Origin of the sequence: Klebsiella sp. WP4-W18-ESBL-05 (assembly GCF_014169075.1) — a bacterium.
Taxonomy (GTDB): Bacteria; Pseudomonadota; Gammaproteobacteria; order Enterobacterales; family Enterobacteriaceae; genus Kluyvera; species Kluyvera ascorbata_B.
The window spans coordinates 2,500,221-2,515,684 of record NZ_AP022057.1 but is presented as its reverse complement, the minus strand read 5'-3'; the positions used below and the strand labels follow the sequence as shown (position 1 = coordinate 2,515,684).

Below are 15,464 nucleotides of genomic sequence, written 5' to 3'. Positions count from 1 at the left end.
TTAATTATATTAGGGCTCTGAGCCGATTCTATGTGGAGTTATAATAAAAATGCTGGATTTTGCTAAAGCACAACGTATCAGTTTGACACAGCAGGTAGAGAATAATATCAAAAGCGCGCTGATCATTGGCGCACTGAAGCCGGGTGCACGATTAGTGACTCGGGAAATTGCCGTCAATCAGGGCATTAGTATTACGCCAGTACGAGAAGCGCTGCTGCGGCTGGTTTCTTCTGGCGCCTTGCAGGCCGCGCCTGCACAGGCATTTATGGTCCCGGTATTAAACCATTCTGGCTATCAGGAAATAAACCATATTCGTAAAAATCTTGAAGGAATGGCGACCGCAGCGGCGTCTAAACATATAACCATGGAAAGATTAAGGGAACTTCATCATCTCTCAGGATTATTTCATGAGGCAAAAGCTGTGGGCGATATCACACGGATGCTGCAGTGTAATTACCGGTTTCGTTTTCGAATATATGAATACGCGGAAATGCCCACGTTAATGACCATTATCGAACAATTATGGGTACGCGTGGGACCCAGTTGTCATTATTTATATTTAAATTCTATGGAACCGTTTCAGCAAATAAACGTATACCAGCCGTTGCTGTCGGCGCTGGAGAAAAAAGAATCTAACGCCAGCTATAGTGCTATATGTCAGGTTATTGATGAGTCCGCAAGTTTCCTGCAAAAACAATACAGCCATTGATGATTTCGTGAGTAAACCGTTTCCGGGGCTCCCCGGAAACGTTCAGGTTATTTATTCAAAACGCCACGCGACGTTGACCCCGACGCCATAGTTACGGCCGGGTGCCGGTTCGTAATAGCGGCCGTTGGATTCGTTAACGATCACCGAGCCAACGTACTGGCGGTCGAACAGATTGTCGACGCGGCCAAAGACGTCCAGATTCCAGTTACCGATATCGAATTTATAGCCGGTGTTCAGTCCGACAACGGTCCACGACGGCGCGCGAGCGGTGTTTTCGTCGTTCGCCATGATGTCGCTCAGATAGCGCACGTCCGCGCCCGCGTACCAGCCGCTTTCCGGCTCATAGCCCAGCGAGGCGAAGCCCATATTGCGCGCGATGCCCGGTATACGATTGCCGTTACAGTTTGCGTCATCGCACACGTTGCTGCGGTAGGTGGCGTCGAGCCATGTCCAGGCCGCTTTGGCACGCCAGTTTTCAGCAAACTGCTGATCCAGCGATAGCTCCGCGCCCTGGCGGCGGGTTTTTCCCGCGTTTTTGTAGCTGGTACGTCCGCCGCTGCTGGCGTCGGTGACAATCTCGTTATCAGTATCGGTCTGGAACAGTGCGGCGGTCAGCAGGCCATTGCCAATACGCGTTTTACTGCCTATCTCCACGGTCTCATTGGTTGAGGGTTGCAGGGCGAAGTTCAGCCCGCTGCGGTTGTCCGAGCGGTACGACAGTTCGTTGATGGTCGGGGTTTCAAAACCGCGACCGGCGGAGAGATACAGGTTCCACGCATCGGTCAGCGCGTACTTTAACGATCCTGCCGGCAGCCATTTGTGGTAGCTGGCGTCGCCGCTGTCGTCGCCATTTTTGGTGGTAATGTAATGGTCATTGGAGTCAAACCAGACGGAGCTGTAGCGTACGCCCGCGTCGAGGCTCAGCTTATCGGTCAACTGCCACTGAGTTTGCAGATAGGGGTCGAGGTTCCACATCAGGTTGCGCTCGTTGCGGCGCAGATTGCCTTTCTCGCCGTAGACCGGCGTACTGCCGTCCATGACGAAGTTTTCATAGCCGCGGCGCTTCTCGCTCATATTCTCGTAGTTAAGCCCCGTGGTGAGGGTCACCGGGACGAGCAGTTCGCCGCGGTGCGTCCAGCGGGTATCGATGCCCTGATAGTGGCGATCGAGATCGATCACGCCGCCGGCATGAGTCGGGTTAAGCTGCGGTCCGCGCGGAATCGACTGGTACTGTGTCGTCTGTCGTTCACCGGCGTACATCATCACGCTCAAATCATCCTGCTCGCTCAGTTGGCGCTCGTAGCGCAGGCCTGCCTGCGTCTGCTTCACGCTTTTACGCGTATTGTACTGATCGCCACGCGGCGACTGTTCGCGGTTCTGCTGCAGCTCGTTCTCATCCAGCCCGCCGGGATCGTTGGCTTTAATATCGACGCTGTTAAACAGCAGCGTCAGCTTGCTGGCATCATTGATGCGCACGCCGAGCTTGGCATTGGCCAGATTCTTGCGCGCGGCGCTGTGATCGCGATAACCGCGAGTGATGAATCGATTCGTCGATACGGTGTAATCAACATCGCCCGCGTGGCTGCCATCGCCAACCGCGCCGCTGGCCTTCATCCCGTAGTGCCAGGTGCCATAGCTGCCGTAGTAGCTGCTGGCTTCAAGCGTGGTGGGCTGTTTGCCGCTTTCTGTGGTTACGTTCACCACGCCGCCGGAAGCGTTACCGTACAGCGCAGAGAAGGGGCCGCGCAGCACATCGATATGATCGATGCTGCCGATATCAATATTTGAGGTTTGCCCCTGGCCGTCCGGCATGGTGGAGGGGATACCATCAACGTACATCCGAATGCCGCGTACCCCGAAGGTGGAGCGCGAACCAAAACCACGAATCGAGAGCTGCAAATCCTGCGCATAGTTCTGACGGTTCTGAATTTGCAGGCCCGGCACCGCGCCCAACGATTCTGATAGATTTACGCGCGGCGTCGCATGGCGCATGTCCTCACCGTCGACCACGCTGACCGCTGCCGGGGTATCCAGTTCGGACACGGTCTGAGGGGCGGCGGTCACAATCAACGTTTGTTCGTCACTGGCCCAGGAAAACGGAGCAAAAACAAGTGGTAACAGCAGCGCAGGCAGCGCTGCTGAGCGTACGGTGATTATTTTCATGAAAAACTCGCAAAATGTACCAAATGGAACAGACTCGACTAGAGTAATGTTTTGTAAACACATTGAAAACTTTAGCAGCATAAATAGTTAATTTCAGGTAATTAAATAGAGGCATTTCGGTTGCGGATGCAAAGAAAAGCTCCACATTCCATGAATTAATGATTACTATTCGCATCTACAAAACGCAGCGCCATGACGCTGCGAAGGCTGAAGCCATGTGAAGCAGTAATCATTCAGTTCATCAAAGGGAGTCGTCATGTCATTACGTCAATTATCCGCACCGCGCCTGCGCCGTTCTCTGTTGTTGAGTGCTTTACTGCTGGCCGGGAGCTTTAGCGCACACGCCGCAGATGAAATGCTGCGTAAAGCGGTCGGTAAAGGGGCATATGAAATGGCCTACAGCCAGCAGGAGAACGCGCTGTGGCTGGCCACCTCACAGAGCCGTAAAACCGATAAGGGCGGGGTGGTGTATCGCCTGGACCCGGTCACGCTGGAAGTGACCCAGACAATTCATAACGACCTTAAACCGTTTGGCGCCACGCTGAACGCGCAAACCCAGACCCTGTGGTTCGGCAACACGATCAACGGCGCGGTAACGGCGATTGACGCTAAAACCGGCGATGTGAAAGGGCGACTGGTTCTGGATGGACGTCAGCGTAGCGAAACCGTGAAACCGTTGCAGCCGCGCCAACTGGCGGTAAATGAGAAAACCAATACCGTGTACATCACCGGCATTGGTAAAGAAGGCAGCTCGGTATGGGTGGTAGATGGCGATAAAATTGCGCTGAAAACCACCATTGAAGGTACCGGTAGCTTCGGCACCGGGCTGGCGGTTGATGCGGATAAAGAACGCCTGTACGTGACCAACGCCGACGGTGAGCTGGTGACCATTGATACCGCCAGCAACAAAATCGTCAAGCGCCAGAAGCTGCAGGATGACGGCAAAGAGCATTTCTACATCAACATCAGCCTGGACAGAGCCGGACAGCGTGCGTTCATCACCGATTCCAAACAGCCTGAGCTGCTGGTGGTTAACCTGAAAGATGGCAAGGTGCTGTCGAAAGTCGATACCCAGGAAGGGCTGGCGGTGCTGTTTAACCCGACGCGCAACGAAGTGTATGTGACCCAGCGTAAAGCCGGTACCGTGACGGTGATCGACGCCAAAGATTATAAAGTGACAAAAACCATCAAGACGCCAACCTTCCCGAACAGCCTGGCGCTGTCCGCCGACGGTAACACGCTGTTTGTGAGCGTGAAGCAGGAGTCTACCCGCCAGAAAGAGGCCACTGCGCCTGACGATGTCATCCGCATCGCGCTGTAATCACCCCGACGGGGGGCGCGTTACGCCTCCCGCTCGCTCCCGATATAACTTCTGTTACATCCGTCTGGTTTCATTTTTTGCGCTCGGGCCTACAATACAGACACTTAAACCCACTGTGGGTAGGGTTAAATAAGGGAGATACCATGAATAAGCCGTTATCTATTCTGTGCGCGAGCGTCATGCTACTGGCGCTGGCAGGCTGTAGCAGCAATTACGTGATGACCACCAAAAGCGGGCAGACGATTGTGACGCAGGGAAAACCGAAGCTTGATAAAGACACCGGTATGACCAGCTATACCGATCAGGACGGCAACGCACGTCAAATCAACAGTAACGACGTGGCCCAACTGGTCGAAGATAACTGATTCTCGCTATTTAGCGGCCGCGCTTGCGATATTCTCCCGGCGACATGCCGAATCGCTGCTTAAAGGCGGTGGAGAAGTGACTGTGGTCGCTGAACCCCCAGCGGTAGCCGATTCCGGCGAGTTTTTCATCGCCGTGCGCGCACAACAGTGCCTGTGCGCATAAATCGAGTCGGCGGTTTTTAATATACTGCGCCACCACCAGACCTTTATCGGCAAACAGCCGGTAGAGGCTGCGTACTGACATTCCCGTTTCGCTGGCCAGCCATTCCGGGCGCAGGTGCTCTTCCTGAATCGCATCATCAATTAAGGCCATGATTTTCTGATACTGCTTCTCACGCCGTGACGGTCGGACGTCTTGCTGATGTAACATCGGGCGCAGCAGGCAGACCATGGCATCAAGCGCGGCTTCGCTTTCACTGGCTGATAGCTGCGGGCTGCTCATGCTCTCGTGCAGCAGGCGCTGGCTGAGCTGTACCATCGGTAGCGATTTATCCAGCCGGGTCGCCACGCTAATTCCACTCCCGCGCAGCTGGTTTTCCAGCAACTGTCGCGGCAGCAATAGCGAGACCTGACGCGACGTTTGCTGCCAGAGGATGGAGCAGGGCCGCGAGGCGTCGATCAGCGTCATATCGCCGGTTTCCAGCTGCACCTGACGATCATCCTGCTCAATGCTCGCCTGGCCGGAGAGCTGAAACACGGTATAGAACCAGGCATCGTTGCCGCTGCGGATCTCCTGACGAGTGCGGAACAGATTGACGTTGCGGGTGGTGACCGTGCTGAGCTTGAGGCTGCCCGCATAGCTGGTGTCTATCTCACCATGAAAGTCGCCATCCAACGGACGCGCGGCGAAATGCCCGCACACCTGATTGATTTTTGCCAGCCACGACTGATAGGTCTCACCGCTATTTACCGCTGCCATACGCCATCTCTGCAATGAAAATGTTTTGGCATTGTTGCATTTATGTTGCCTTTAACAAGGGCTCAGCGGGGAATATATGAAAGAACTATTACCTGTTGCACATTTCTGCCAGAGCAATCTGTTTAATTGCGGTCTCTGTCACAGCCGCACAAGCGAATGTCACACAGATAAAAGCGCCTTCGCCAGACCCGCCGTAGACTGAAATGACTAACCGCGAAGAATAAGGAGACGATATGTCCGCAGCACAGGTAGCGCTGCTCGCCAGCGTGCAGCAGTTTTTAGACCGTCAGCATGGCCTGTTTATTGATGGCGCACAGCAGGCGGCGCAGAGCGAAAAACGTCTCACCGTCTGGGATCCGGCCACGGGTCAGGCGATTGCCACAACCGCCGATGCCAACGCGGCGGACGTTGACCGCGCGGTGATGTCGGCCTGGCGTGCGTTTGTCTCCCGCAGCTGGGCTGGCCGCACGCCTGCCGAGCGTGAACGCATTCTGCTGCGCTTTGCCGATCTGGTGGAGCAGCATGGTGAAGAGCTGGCCCAGTTAGAAACCCTGGAGCAGGGTAAATCGATCAACATTTCTCGCGCCTTCGAAGTGGGCTGTACGCTGAACTGGATGCGCTACACCGCCGGGCTGGCCACCAAGATCAGCGGCCGCACCCTGGACGTATCGATTCCTTTCCCGCAAGGCGCGCGCTACCAGGCATGGACCAAAAAAGAGCCGGTAGGCGTTGTGGCGGGTATCGTTCCGTGGAACTTCCCGCTGATGATTGGCATGTGGAAAGTGATGCCCGCGCTGGCGACGGGCTGCTCGATCGTCATCAAACCGTCTGAAACCACGCCGCTGACGCTGCTGCGCGTGGCTGAACTGGCCATCGAAGCGGGGGTGCCGGAAGGCGTGTTCAACGTGGTCACCGGCAGCGGCGCCGAGTGCGGAGCGGCGTTAACATCGCACCCGCACGTAGCAAAAGTCAGCTTTACCGGCTCCACCGCCACGGGTAAACAGATTGCGCGCGTTGCCGCCGACCGACTGACCCGCGTCACGCTGGAACTGGGGGGAAAAAACCCGGCGATCGTGCTGAAAGACGCCGATCCGGCGTGGGTGATTGAGGGCCTGATGACCGGCAGCTTCCTTAACCAGGGGCAGGTGTGCGCCGCCAGTTCGCGTATCTATATTGAAGCGCCGCTGTTCGATACGCTGGTCAGCGGCTTTGAGCAGGCGGTGAAATCGCTGCAGGTGGGGCCAGGTATGCTGGAGACCACGCAGATTAACCCGGTGGTTTCTCAGGCGCACTGCGCGAAAGTGGCGGCCTATCTGGACGACGCCCGCAAGCACAACGCGGAGTTGATTACCGGCAACGTCGGCCCGGATGCGCAGGGTTTCTACATTCCGCCAACGCTGGTCATTAACCCGGATGCCAACCTGCGCCTGACCCGCGAAGAGGTATTTGGCCCGGTGGTGAACCTGGTGCGGGTGGCCGACGGTGAAGAAGCGCTGCGCCTTGCCAACGACAGCGACTTTGGCCTGACCGCCAGCGTCTGGACTCGCGATCTGACCCAGGCGCTGAACTACACTGACCGTCTGCAGGCCGGCACGGTATGGGTCAACAGCCATACGCTGATTGACGCCAACCTGCCGTTTGGCGGCATGAAGCAGTCGGGGACGGGGCGTGATTTTGGTCCGGACTGGCTGAATGACTGGTGTGAAACGAAATCGGTGTGCGTGCGGTACTAATTTTTACCATCAGCACTCTCTCCCTTTCCGGGAGAGAGTGGGTCTAACGATGGAGCGGCAAACTCTGTTCGAATTCTCGCATTCAGACTTCTGCATGTCCTCAAAGTGATTCTTCTTCGAGAAGCGTTTCGAAAATCAATTGAATTCCAAAAAATCGTGGCAGAAGATAGAAGGCATCAAAAACCGAATTGATGCTGAGGATGACTATGTTTATTCAGTTCGAACCGTCAAATATAAAAATTATCACATCAAGTGATGCTGGGGTTTTCATCACAATGACAATTGCGCTTGAGCGTGACGAGCGAATTTATTTTTCTGCTGGGGATGGGCTCCAATTTGTGTCAGAAACCGGGCGCTGTCTCTGACACAATAAACGATTTGCCAGTGCGGTTAAGGCGTAGCTTGTCCCACGCCGACTTTAACGAACGGGCTACCGTGGCTGCGTGCTTTTCTGATTAACTTCCCAACATACAACTCTCTGATTTCTTTAGCGGCAATTCGGCCAACAAACTCCCTTCGTTGAGTGTCAGGGGCAATATTCAATTCACGCGTAAAGTATTCTTGCGAACCCGCTTTTACCCAGCACTGTATTTCGTAGACTTCCATAACCAGCCCACCATAAGTCGCATAAGCAAATTTTAAAGAGTCATCTTTTGGCACGTTTTTCCAGATTCCGCGCGTGGCCTCATAGAGTTCCAATGCACTCATACCGGATTTGTAGGTACTGTTAAGCAGAAATGCGAGGCCAGCGTGCTCCGGTGCAATCTCGGTTTCTTCTTGCAGCAGTAAATGTTGAAGAGAATCAAGGGTGATGCGCCCCATCAGCGAGCTGCTTCCACGCACTTTGTTCGTCAATTCACCCACGCCAAGGAGGTCGATACACGTGGCTTCAACCAGTTTGGCCGTGGGCTCGTCCATGCCATGTCGAAGAATATCGATGCCCAGGCTCTTCTTTGCCAGCAGCGCTTTAATACGCGCAGATTTTGGCGAGTCGTCGGGGTTTCTTATATGGTCAAAACAGCGCCCTGATTTACCTTTACCGATGTAAAAAGGCTTTTTGAAGGGATCCTCTCGATCATAAAAGGCATAAACATAGTACTTTGCTAAATCCAAAGATTTTGTATATTTCGCAATATCCTTCATTAAAAATGCTACCTTAGTCTGGTATTTTCATTGTTAATGATAATCGGCATAATCAGACAGAACTTAAATCGTCAGGTAAGCATTTTCTAAAAGTGCGAGGCTTTGATGGTTAAACCTGGTTAACTTTTGAGCGCATCAAGAATAGCCGCTTCCATTTTCTCCGGGGTGGTAAATGGCGCAAAACGTTTGAATGGTTTACCGTCACGGCCGATCAGAAACTTGGTGAAGTTCCACTTTATTCGCCCACCCAGCACACCGGGCAGTTCGCGCTTCAGGTAACGAAACAGCGGGTGCGCGCCGGCACCATTAACCTCGACTTTCTCGAACATCGGGAAACTCACCCCATAGTTGATGTGGCAGGTACGGGAAATGTCGTCGCTGCCGCCGGGCTCCTGTTTACCGAACTGGTTACAGGGGAAACCCAGTATCACCAGCCCCCGACCGGCATATTTCTGGTAGAGCGCTTCAAGACCCGCGTATTGCGGCGTGAAGCCACAATGGCTGGCGGTATTGACCACCAGAACCAGCTTGCCCGCGAAATCAGCCATGGCGACGGGCTGGCCATTCAGCGCGGTGGCGGAAAGTTGATAAAAGGTGGGCATAGTGAAATCCTCAGCGGTGAGATGGGGTTAAGCTGACGCCTGTTTTTCCATATGGCTTAGCAGAAAATCAATCAACGCCTTCACTCTTTTCGTTTTCCCGGCGCTTTTCGGGTAATAAAGATAGACCGACGGATAGGTTCGCCAGTAGCGCTCCATGACGGGGATAAATTTCTCCCGGTCGGGCTGTAACTGATAAACCGGTTCAAACAGACGACCAATCCCCAGATTATGCCGAATACCGTCGGCCATCACCTCAATATCGTTGCTGATGAGCTGGCTGGGCATCTCAACGGTCAGCGGTTCGCCGTTGTCGTTCAGAATAAGCGGCAGGATACGATTGTTGGTGATAAAGCGGTAGCCAATTAACCGGTGACGGTTGAGATCGTCCGGCACTTCAGGCACGCCATATTCGGCGAGATAGGCCGCAGAAGCATACAACCCTTCACGGAACGATTTCATTAGCGGACGGGCAACGACGCCGCCGTCGAGAATATCGCCGAAACGAATGCCGAGGTCAAAACGGTCGTCGATAATATTCACGGTACCGTCATAGACCGATATCTCCAGCTGGATACCCGGGTATTGCTGGCAGAAGCCGGCCATTGCGGGTTTCAGAATCAACAGATAGGCGAAGCGTGAAAGCGTAATTCGCACCAGGCCAGAAGGTTCCCGGTTCTGGTCGCGCAGGCTTTCCAGCGATTTCTCCAGCGAGTCCACCGCTGCGGTAGTTTGCTCAAGCAGCTGTTGGCCTGCTTCCGTCAGCTCAATACGCCGAGTGGTACGGACAAAAAGAGGGTGGCCGAGATGCTGTTCCAGCAGCTTGAGGGCATGGCTGACCGAGGGCGGCGTAATTTCCAGCTTTCGCGCGGCCGCGGAAATACTGCCTTCGCGAGCAATGCTCTGAAATATGCGTATCTGGTTATAAATCGCATTATTCATGCTGTCATCCTGAGTAAATCCCCGACTTATTCTTAACTATAGGCTAAATATGCTTAAGCCCATCGGCACCTAATCTTCCTGAATACAAGCAATTATACTTCAGCCACTTCCCACTGGTAACTGTGTTCAGGAGACCGTTATGAGAATTTTATGTTTGGATGTTCCCGCCGCCGGCGCCACGCTTGAGCAGTATGCGCCGCATCTGACCGCTGAAACGCTGCACGCCTGGGGGCTTTATAAAGCCGGGTTTATCCGCGATATCTATTTCCGCCAGGACCGGCCCGGCGTTGCCATTTTTCTGGAATGCGACTCGGTAGATGAGGCGATGGAAACGATGGCTGAGTTCCCGCTGGCAAAGGCAAATCTGCTGTCGTTCGAATGCATCCCGCTGGATTCATTTGTGAACTGGGAAAACTTGTTTAGTGCGGAATTTAAAGATCAAAAGTAGGCGGGCACGATGGCTCCAGGCGCGACGGGCGGTCTGTTGGTCAGCACCAACGTGCCCCCGCACCTTTGCCAGACCGGGCGGTGATTATTCGTTTTTAGCTAAAAGAGATTAAGTTATTACTCGTCTAAAAATAATAATAGGCCAGGTCTATACTGACTTTACGATACACATACAGCTAACTAACGCATTGAATATGAAAAATATTACCATTATTTCCGGGCATCCTGACCTGAATCATTCCATCGCGAATGCCACTATTCTGGGCGAAATCGCCGCGGCGCTGCCTGATGCTGAAATTCGTCGCCTGGACAGCCTGTATCCTGACGGGAAAATCAATATTCTCGCTGAGCAGGAAAGCCTGTTGAAGGCAGATATTATCGTCTGGCAGTTTCCATTTTCCTGGTACGGCCTGCCGGGGCTGATGAAGCGCTGGCTGGATGAGGTTTTTGTACATGGCTTTGCCCATGGTTCAAGGGCAAAACTGGGCGGTAAAAAGCTGCTACTTTCGTTTACCACGGGCGCGCCAGCGTCGCTGTATGACGCGCAGGGGCTCTTCGGCCACGCGGTTGAGGACTATTTAATCCCCTTTGAGACCACGGCAAGGCTGTGTAATCTTGAATTATTAGACCCGGTTTACACCTGCGGAATCAGCTATGCCGACAGGGATGCAGATAAAATTGCGCAGCAAAAAACGCAGGCCAGAGAACATGCCGCCAGGCTGGTGGCTGTTTTGCAGGGGCTCTCGGCGAAGGGGCAGACATCCCGCAGCCAACCGGCAGCGTAGGGCGATCGGGCATTTTTTGCCAGCCGCTGACGGCCGACTTTACCGTGTGACGTTGACAAAGGGGTCAATATGCAGAATATCGCGATCAATCTTTATGAACTTATCGTTAAAGCCAATCAGAGCGCTCGCTATGATGAGATCGCGGAGCAAACCATTTCAGCCTCTATCAGTAGCGAAGTTGGCACGCTGGCAATGTATGCCCTGAAACACAAGGGTGATCTGCGACGGGCTTATATGGTCGAACTCTATAATGACGATGACGCTTATTACCAGCATCTGAATGGCGCAGCTTATAAGACATTCGCCGCCAATGCCGCGGAGATTATCGAGCAGAAACAGAAAATCACGCTGGTACCTCAATTTGTCGGTGATAAGCACGTTATTCAGGATGAACGAACCATCAATAATCTGGTGATTGTGGAGGTGAAGCCGGAATTCCAGATCGCATTCAAAAATAGCGTGTTGCCGGAAATGGCGACTTCGATCGACGTGGAGCACGGCGTGCTTGCCATATATGCCGCAACGGACGTCACGAATGCCTGCCGCTGGTATTTTTATGAAGTTTATGCGAGCGAGGAAGACTATCAGCAGCACCGGCAAACGCCGCACTTCCGCGATTATATTACGCAGACCGCGGCAATAACGACCCGCAAACAGGCCATTCCGGTTAACCCTGTATTTCTGCGTAATAAAGGCGGAATGAAATCAACAATGGCATGCCGCCCAGGCTAACGATGCACGATGACCTGTTCGGTCCATCCATCAATAGCAGGGCAGCAGCGCTTTTACGATGACAGGGGGAATTTTCGATATTTAACCACGTCATCGATATAGGGCTGAGGTTTACTGAACAGATAACCCTGGGCGAAATCACAGCCCTGCGCCTGCAGGCTTTCCAGCTGTTCCAGCGTTTCCACCCCTTCTGCAACCGCCTTCATATTGAGCGATTTTGCCATGCCGGTGATGAGCTTGATAATATTCAGGGCGTCTTCCTGGGTGGATATCGAGTGCACAAAAGATTTGTCTATTTTGATTTTGTCGAAGGACAGCCTGCTCAGTCGTGACAAAGAAGAGTAGCCGGTGCCAAAGTCATCGATGGCGATGGTTACGCCCAGGGATCTGAGCTTGTTGAGCGTATTCATCGGCGTATTGCTCTCGGTAAACAGCGCGGTTTCCGTGACCTCTAGCTCAAGGCGGTCCGCCGGTAGCCCGGTTTCTTTCAAAATAGACAGCACGATGCCGGCAAAGCCTTTGCTGCTGAGCTGCACCGGAGAGACGTTGACGGATATTTTGGCCGGAATCGCCCAAGAAGCTGCCTCCCGGCAGGCCATTTCCAGCACCGATCTTCCCATTTCGTTGATCATGCCGGTTTTTTCCGCAACGGGAATAAAACTGTCCGGTGACATCAGCCCTTTTGACGGATGCACCCAGCGAATCAGGGCTTCATAGCTGTAAATCTCGCGGCTGAATGAATCCACAATGGGTTGATAATAAACCACAAATTCTTTATTCACGAGCGCAAGCGCCATATCATGCTCAAGGGTCCGGCGTTCCTGCAGCTTGTCCAACATGCGCTGACGGAAGACTTTAATCTTGCCTGCGCCTTCATTTTTGGCTTCATAAAGGGCCAAATCGGCGAACTTGTACAGATAGTCCGGGCGACGTTCCGTTTCTGAGATAACAATCCCGACGCAGGTGGTAATATTGATAATCGAGTTATAGATGGTGTAGGGCTGGTTGACGGATTCACTGATTTTTTGTGCCAGCAACACGGCACGATTTTCGGTCAGACCGCTCGAGAGAAACGCAAATTCGTCGCCACCTAAGCGGTACAGCGCGTCGGAGGTAAAGTTTATCGAGCTCAGCCGATGGGAGATCTGGCGTAATAAGATGTCACCGACATCATGACCATAGGTGTCATTAACTTCCTTGAAGCAGTCCAGATCGAACAACATCACGGTGACCGAGGTGTTGTTTTCTTTGGCGATGTCGATAGTCCTGTTCAAATTTCCCCAGAAGAAATGACGGTTATTCATCTGAGTCAGAGAGTCATGGAATACGTCATATTCCAGTTTCGCATTCTGGATTTGCAGCTTTTCTTTCGATTTTTGCAACTCTTCAGCCAGGCTTTTCACCTGAAGGTGCGCCTTCAGGATGTTCCTGTTCTGATAAAATATCAGAACGCCCAGTATCGCACTCAGTATTATCAGCAGGACCGATGTCGCTGAGTAAATATAATACAGCGTTTGAATTTTGAGGTTGGCGTTATTAATTGAGTTAACATCTTTATTCAAGGCACCGGGCGACAGGCGGCCCAGGGGGGTATCAAGCGCATGCATTTTTTTCAGGTATGCCTGGAGCTCCGGGCGGTCCATCTTCTCAAGATTCGCGTCCAGATAGTCAAGAATCTCCTCCAGCTTCACCGCCAGTAAATGATGCGGTTTATTGCTATCAATGTAGTGCCCCAGGTCGCCTTCTTTCAGTAAAGCACTCTGGCTGAGCATAATATCGAGGCGTAGACGCACCGCATCGAGGGGCATGGTGTCATCGATGGTGTACAGGCCTAACGACGATTCGAAGCGGTAATATTCTGACACCAGCTGTGCAGCAGACCATGAATCGGTGTAGTGGGTCAGCTTTTGTAACTCTTGTTGCCTTTCATGCACAAGGAAAGAAATATATCCCGTAGAAATAAAAAGGGAAAAAATGATGGCCGCCAGTATTCTGTTCATAATGCGCTTCTGAACCCTTACTCAATATTCATTCTGCTGACTTGCCATGCGGATCTGGAATAATAAATCTGATTATTCAGTTCCGGAAGACTGTCATAGGGATACACAATGAATAACGGCCCCTTGTCACGGATGCGCATATACTCGCCGTTGATTTTTAAAGCGAGGATCACGTTGTACTTCTTGAAATCGCTGAGCGGGATAACGGTGGTGTAGTCATTAAGCGCGGTGACCTTAACAACGGAACCTTTCGCGCCGACATAATCCATTAATTTCTGTACGGGAATACCCGTAAAGGTCGTGCGCCCATTATACCAGGGAGAGGTTGTCTGGAAACTGACCATGCCCAGTTTCTCCAGACCCGCGATATCCAGAGCCGCTTTACCGCTACCATTTGTATTTTCGATATTGCCGGACAGTGTTAGCAGGACTTTCCCTGTAGGTTTGGGAAGTTCGCCCGCCCAGACCTGCGCGCAGACCACAATGCTTAACAACATGACAATGAATCGCATACTAACCTTACCTATCTATCAGATGTGAAAGAATTATAATTTAGTTAGCATTCTATTTACATATGCTGTCTGGCTATTATGAGTTTAATATTTCTGTTTTATTTTTAACCTCATTTAAATCAGTGAGTTAGTTGTATCCCTCTGGGCCTGTGCGTTGAAAACGATCGCGTCCATTATTTGAGTTGAGCTAAATTTTATTGTAGCTGAACAAAAAAAAGTCGCCCATTTGTGGATGAAAAAAACGCATATAAATAAAGGGGATTATTTGATTGCGCAGCACGGTATTGCCGCTATCCTGCGGCAGGCTTTACTGAATAAATCGTACTTTGGCTTAATGGCAGGATAAGATTTTACATCAACCTGATAACACAGGCATTCTCATGGTATCGCAATGTGCTGAATCACCAACGCGCAGTGGCAGCGTTGAAGCGGAGGCGCAAAATTGACGCACTCCGCAGGATGGCGGTTTTTTATTCTGGGATTAACGGCTTAAAACCAGCCGGAGACCCAGCTGCCAACGCTTGAGAAGAACGTGTTGATGCTTTTCCATGCGGTGTTTAGCCACGCTACGACGGATTTCACGATGCCCGCCACAAAGTCGACAATTTTACTCACCAGCTCATGGAATAACTGGCTAACCGTGTCCATGAGACCGGCAATTAAACTCTGCAACTTCGGATGCTCTTTGCCGATACTGATCGCTTCGTCATAAATCTTATCAATCGTTTTACTGGCGTTCTGTTTAGCATCTTCCCTTTGCTTGTTCATTTTACTGATAAAATCATCGACAGCAGACGATGTCGCTCCGTGGTCCTTGAGGATGCCGGTGGCGTCAGTAATGCCATTTTGGATTGCGGTAGCGGTTGCCGTGGCGCCTGCCTTGGCGGTGATTTTAAGCTGTGCCAGTACTTCTTCGCCAGATACGGCAACGTCATCCGTTACTGCGGCAAACAAAATATCGTCGTGCACTTCCTCTACCGGTCGGAACCGGGTGACGCTTTTCTTGCCTAAATTCTTCTTATAGTGATCGCGCATATCATTCAGGACCAGAGCAAAATCAGGTGATGCTGCCAACTTACTGATTTAGTGTATGA

Annotated in this window: 15 protein-coding genes; 7 read left to right on the top strand and 8 right to left on the bottom strand. The window is 52.3% G+C overall.

Translation table 11 applies throughout. The features are described 5' to 3' along the window. Window positions 1-49: 49 nt before the first annotated feature. Window positions 50-709 (top strand): GntR family transcriptional regulator, encoded by a 660-nt coding sequence (locus H7R58_RS12175; RefSeq protein WP_106926920.1) that lies wholly within the window; start codon window positions 50-52, stop codon window positions 707-709. A 51-nt stretch (window positions 710-760) separates the two neighbouring features. On the opposite strand, the gene pqqU is transcribed toward H7R58_RS12175, so the two are convergent. Then, complete coding sequence (gene pqqU, locus H7R58_RS12170) at window positions 761-2,872, bottom strand: TonB-dependent receptor PqqU (protein WP_182930541.1); 2,112 nt, start codon at window positions 2,870-2,872, stop codon at window positions 761-763. A gap of 256 nt (window positions 2,873-3,128) precedes the next feature. Here pqqU and H7R58_RS12165 point away from each other — a divergent pair, with 256 nt between their 5' ends. Together H7R58_RS12165 and H7R58_RS12160 are read left to right on the top strand one after the other, a co-directional pair. Then, window positions 3,129-4,193, top strand: coding sequence for a 7-bladed beta-propeller protein YncE (locus H7R58_RS12165; protein ID WP_182930542.1), 1,065 nt, complete (start codon window positions 3,129-3,131; stop codon window positions 4,191-4,193). Between the two features lie 143 nt (window positions 4,194-4,336). After that, entirely contained in the window at window positions 4,337-4,558 is a 222-nt protein-coding gene (locus H7R58_RS12160) for a YgdI/YgdR family lipoprotein (RefSeq protein WP_106926926.1), read from the top strand. A 10-nt stretch (window positions 4,559-4,568) separates the two neighbouring features. On the opposite strand, the gene feaR is transcribed toward H7R58_RS12160, so the two are convergent. Beyond that, window positions 4,569-5,477, bottom strand: a complete 909-nt coding sequence (feaR, locus tag H7R58_RS12155; RefSeq protein ID WP_106926928.1) for a transcriptional regulator FeaR — start codon at window positions 5,475-5,477, stop codon at window positions 4,569-4,571. Window positions 5,478-5,710: 233 nt separating this feature from the next. Here feaR and H7R58_RS12150 point away from each other — a divergent pair, with 233 nt between their 5' ends. Continuing rightward, the gene (locus tag H7R58_RS12150; RefSeq protein ID WP_182930543.1) at window positions 5,711-7,210 is read left to right on the top strand and encodes an aldehyde dehydrogenase family protein; all 1,500 of its coding nucleotides are present in this window, start codon (window positions 5,711-5,713) and stop codon (window positions 7,208-7,210) included. 390 nt (window positions 7,211-7,600) lie between these two features. Here the strand turns inward: H7R58_RS12150 and H7R58_RS12145 are convergent, their stop codons facing one another. From H7R58_RS12145 to H7R58_RS12135, 3 genes are all read right to left on the bottom strand, one after another. Beyond that, a complete protein-coding gene (locus tag H7R58_RS12145) occupies window positions 7,601-8,353 on the bottom strand; it encodes a hypothetical protein (protein WP_182930544.1) in 753 nt (250 codons plus the stop codon). A 119-nt stretch (window positions 8,354-8,472) separates the two neighbouring features. Beyond that, window positions 8,473-8,955 carry a glutathione peroxidase gene (locus H7R58_RS12140; RefSeq protein WP_106926934.1) on the bottom strand — a complete coding sequence of 161 codons (483 nt, stop codon included), beginning with the start codon at window positions 8,953-8,955 and terminating at the stop codon, window positions 8,473-8,475. 27 nt (window positions 8,956-8,982) lie between these two features. After that, window positions 8,983-9,894, bottom strand: coding sequence for a LysR family transcriptional regulator (locus tag H7R58_RS12135; protein WP_182930545.1), 912 nt, complete (start codon window positions 9,892-9,894; stop codon window positions 8,983-8,985). A gap of 139 nt (window positions 9,895-10,033) precedes the next feature. Here H7R58_RS12135 and H7R58_RS12130 point away from each other — a divergent pair, with 139 nt between their 5' ends. From H7R58_RS12130 to H7R58_RS12120, 3 genes are all read left to right on the top strand, one after another. After that, complete coding sequence (locus tag H7R58_RS12130) at window positions 10,034-10,342, top strand: superoxide dismutase (RefSeq protein WP_182930546.1); 309 nt, start codon at window positions 10,034-10,036, stop codon at window positions 10,340-10,342. 193 nt (window positions 10,343-10,535) lie between these two features. Continuing rightward, window positions 10,536-11,126 carry an NAD(P)H-dependent oxidoreductase gene (locus H7R58_RS12125; protein ID WP_182930547.1) on the top strand — a complete coding sequence of 197 codons (591 nt, stop codon included), beginning with the start codon at window positions 10,536-10,538 and terminating at the stop codon, window positions 11,124-11,126. A 69-nt stretch (window positions 11,127-11,195) separates the two neighbouring features. Beyond that, a complete protein-coding gene (locus H7R58_RS12120; protein ID WP_182930548.1) occupies window positions 11,196-11,858 on the top strand; it encodes a putative quinol monooxygenase in 663 nt (220 codons plus the stop codon). 53 nt (window positions 11,859-11,911) lie between these two features. On the opposite strand, the gene H7R58_RS12115 is transcribed toward H7R58_RS12120, so the two are convergent. The 3 genes from H7R58_RS12115 to H7R58_RS12105 form a co-directional block, all read right to left on the bottom strand. Then, window positions 11,912-13,858, bottom strand: coding sequence for a putative bifunctional diguanylate cyclase/phosphodiesterase (locus tag H7R58_RS12115; RefSeq protein ID WP_182934364.1), 1,947 nt, complete (start codon window positions 13,856-13,858; stop codon window positions 11,912-11,914). 17 nt (window positions 13,859-13,875) lie between these two features. Beyond that, complete coding sequence (locus tag H7R58_RS12110) at window positions 13,876-14,370, bottom strand: putative pterin-binding protein (protein WP_106926944.1); 495 nt, start codon at window positions 14,368-14,370, stop codon at window positions 13,876-13,878. A gap of 489 nt (window positions 14,371-14,859) precedes the next feature. Continuing rightward, the gene (locus H7R58_RS12105) at window positions 14,860-15,405 is read right to left on the bottom strand and encodes a hypothetical protein (protein ID WP_182934363.1); all 546 of its coding nucleotides are present in this window, start codon (window positions 15,403-15,405) and stop codon (window positions 14,860-14,862) included. Window positions 15,406-15,464 lie beyond the last annotated feature (59 nt).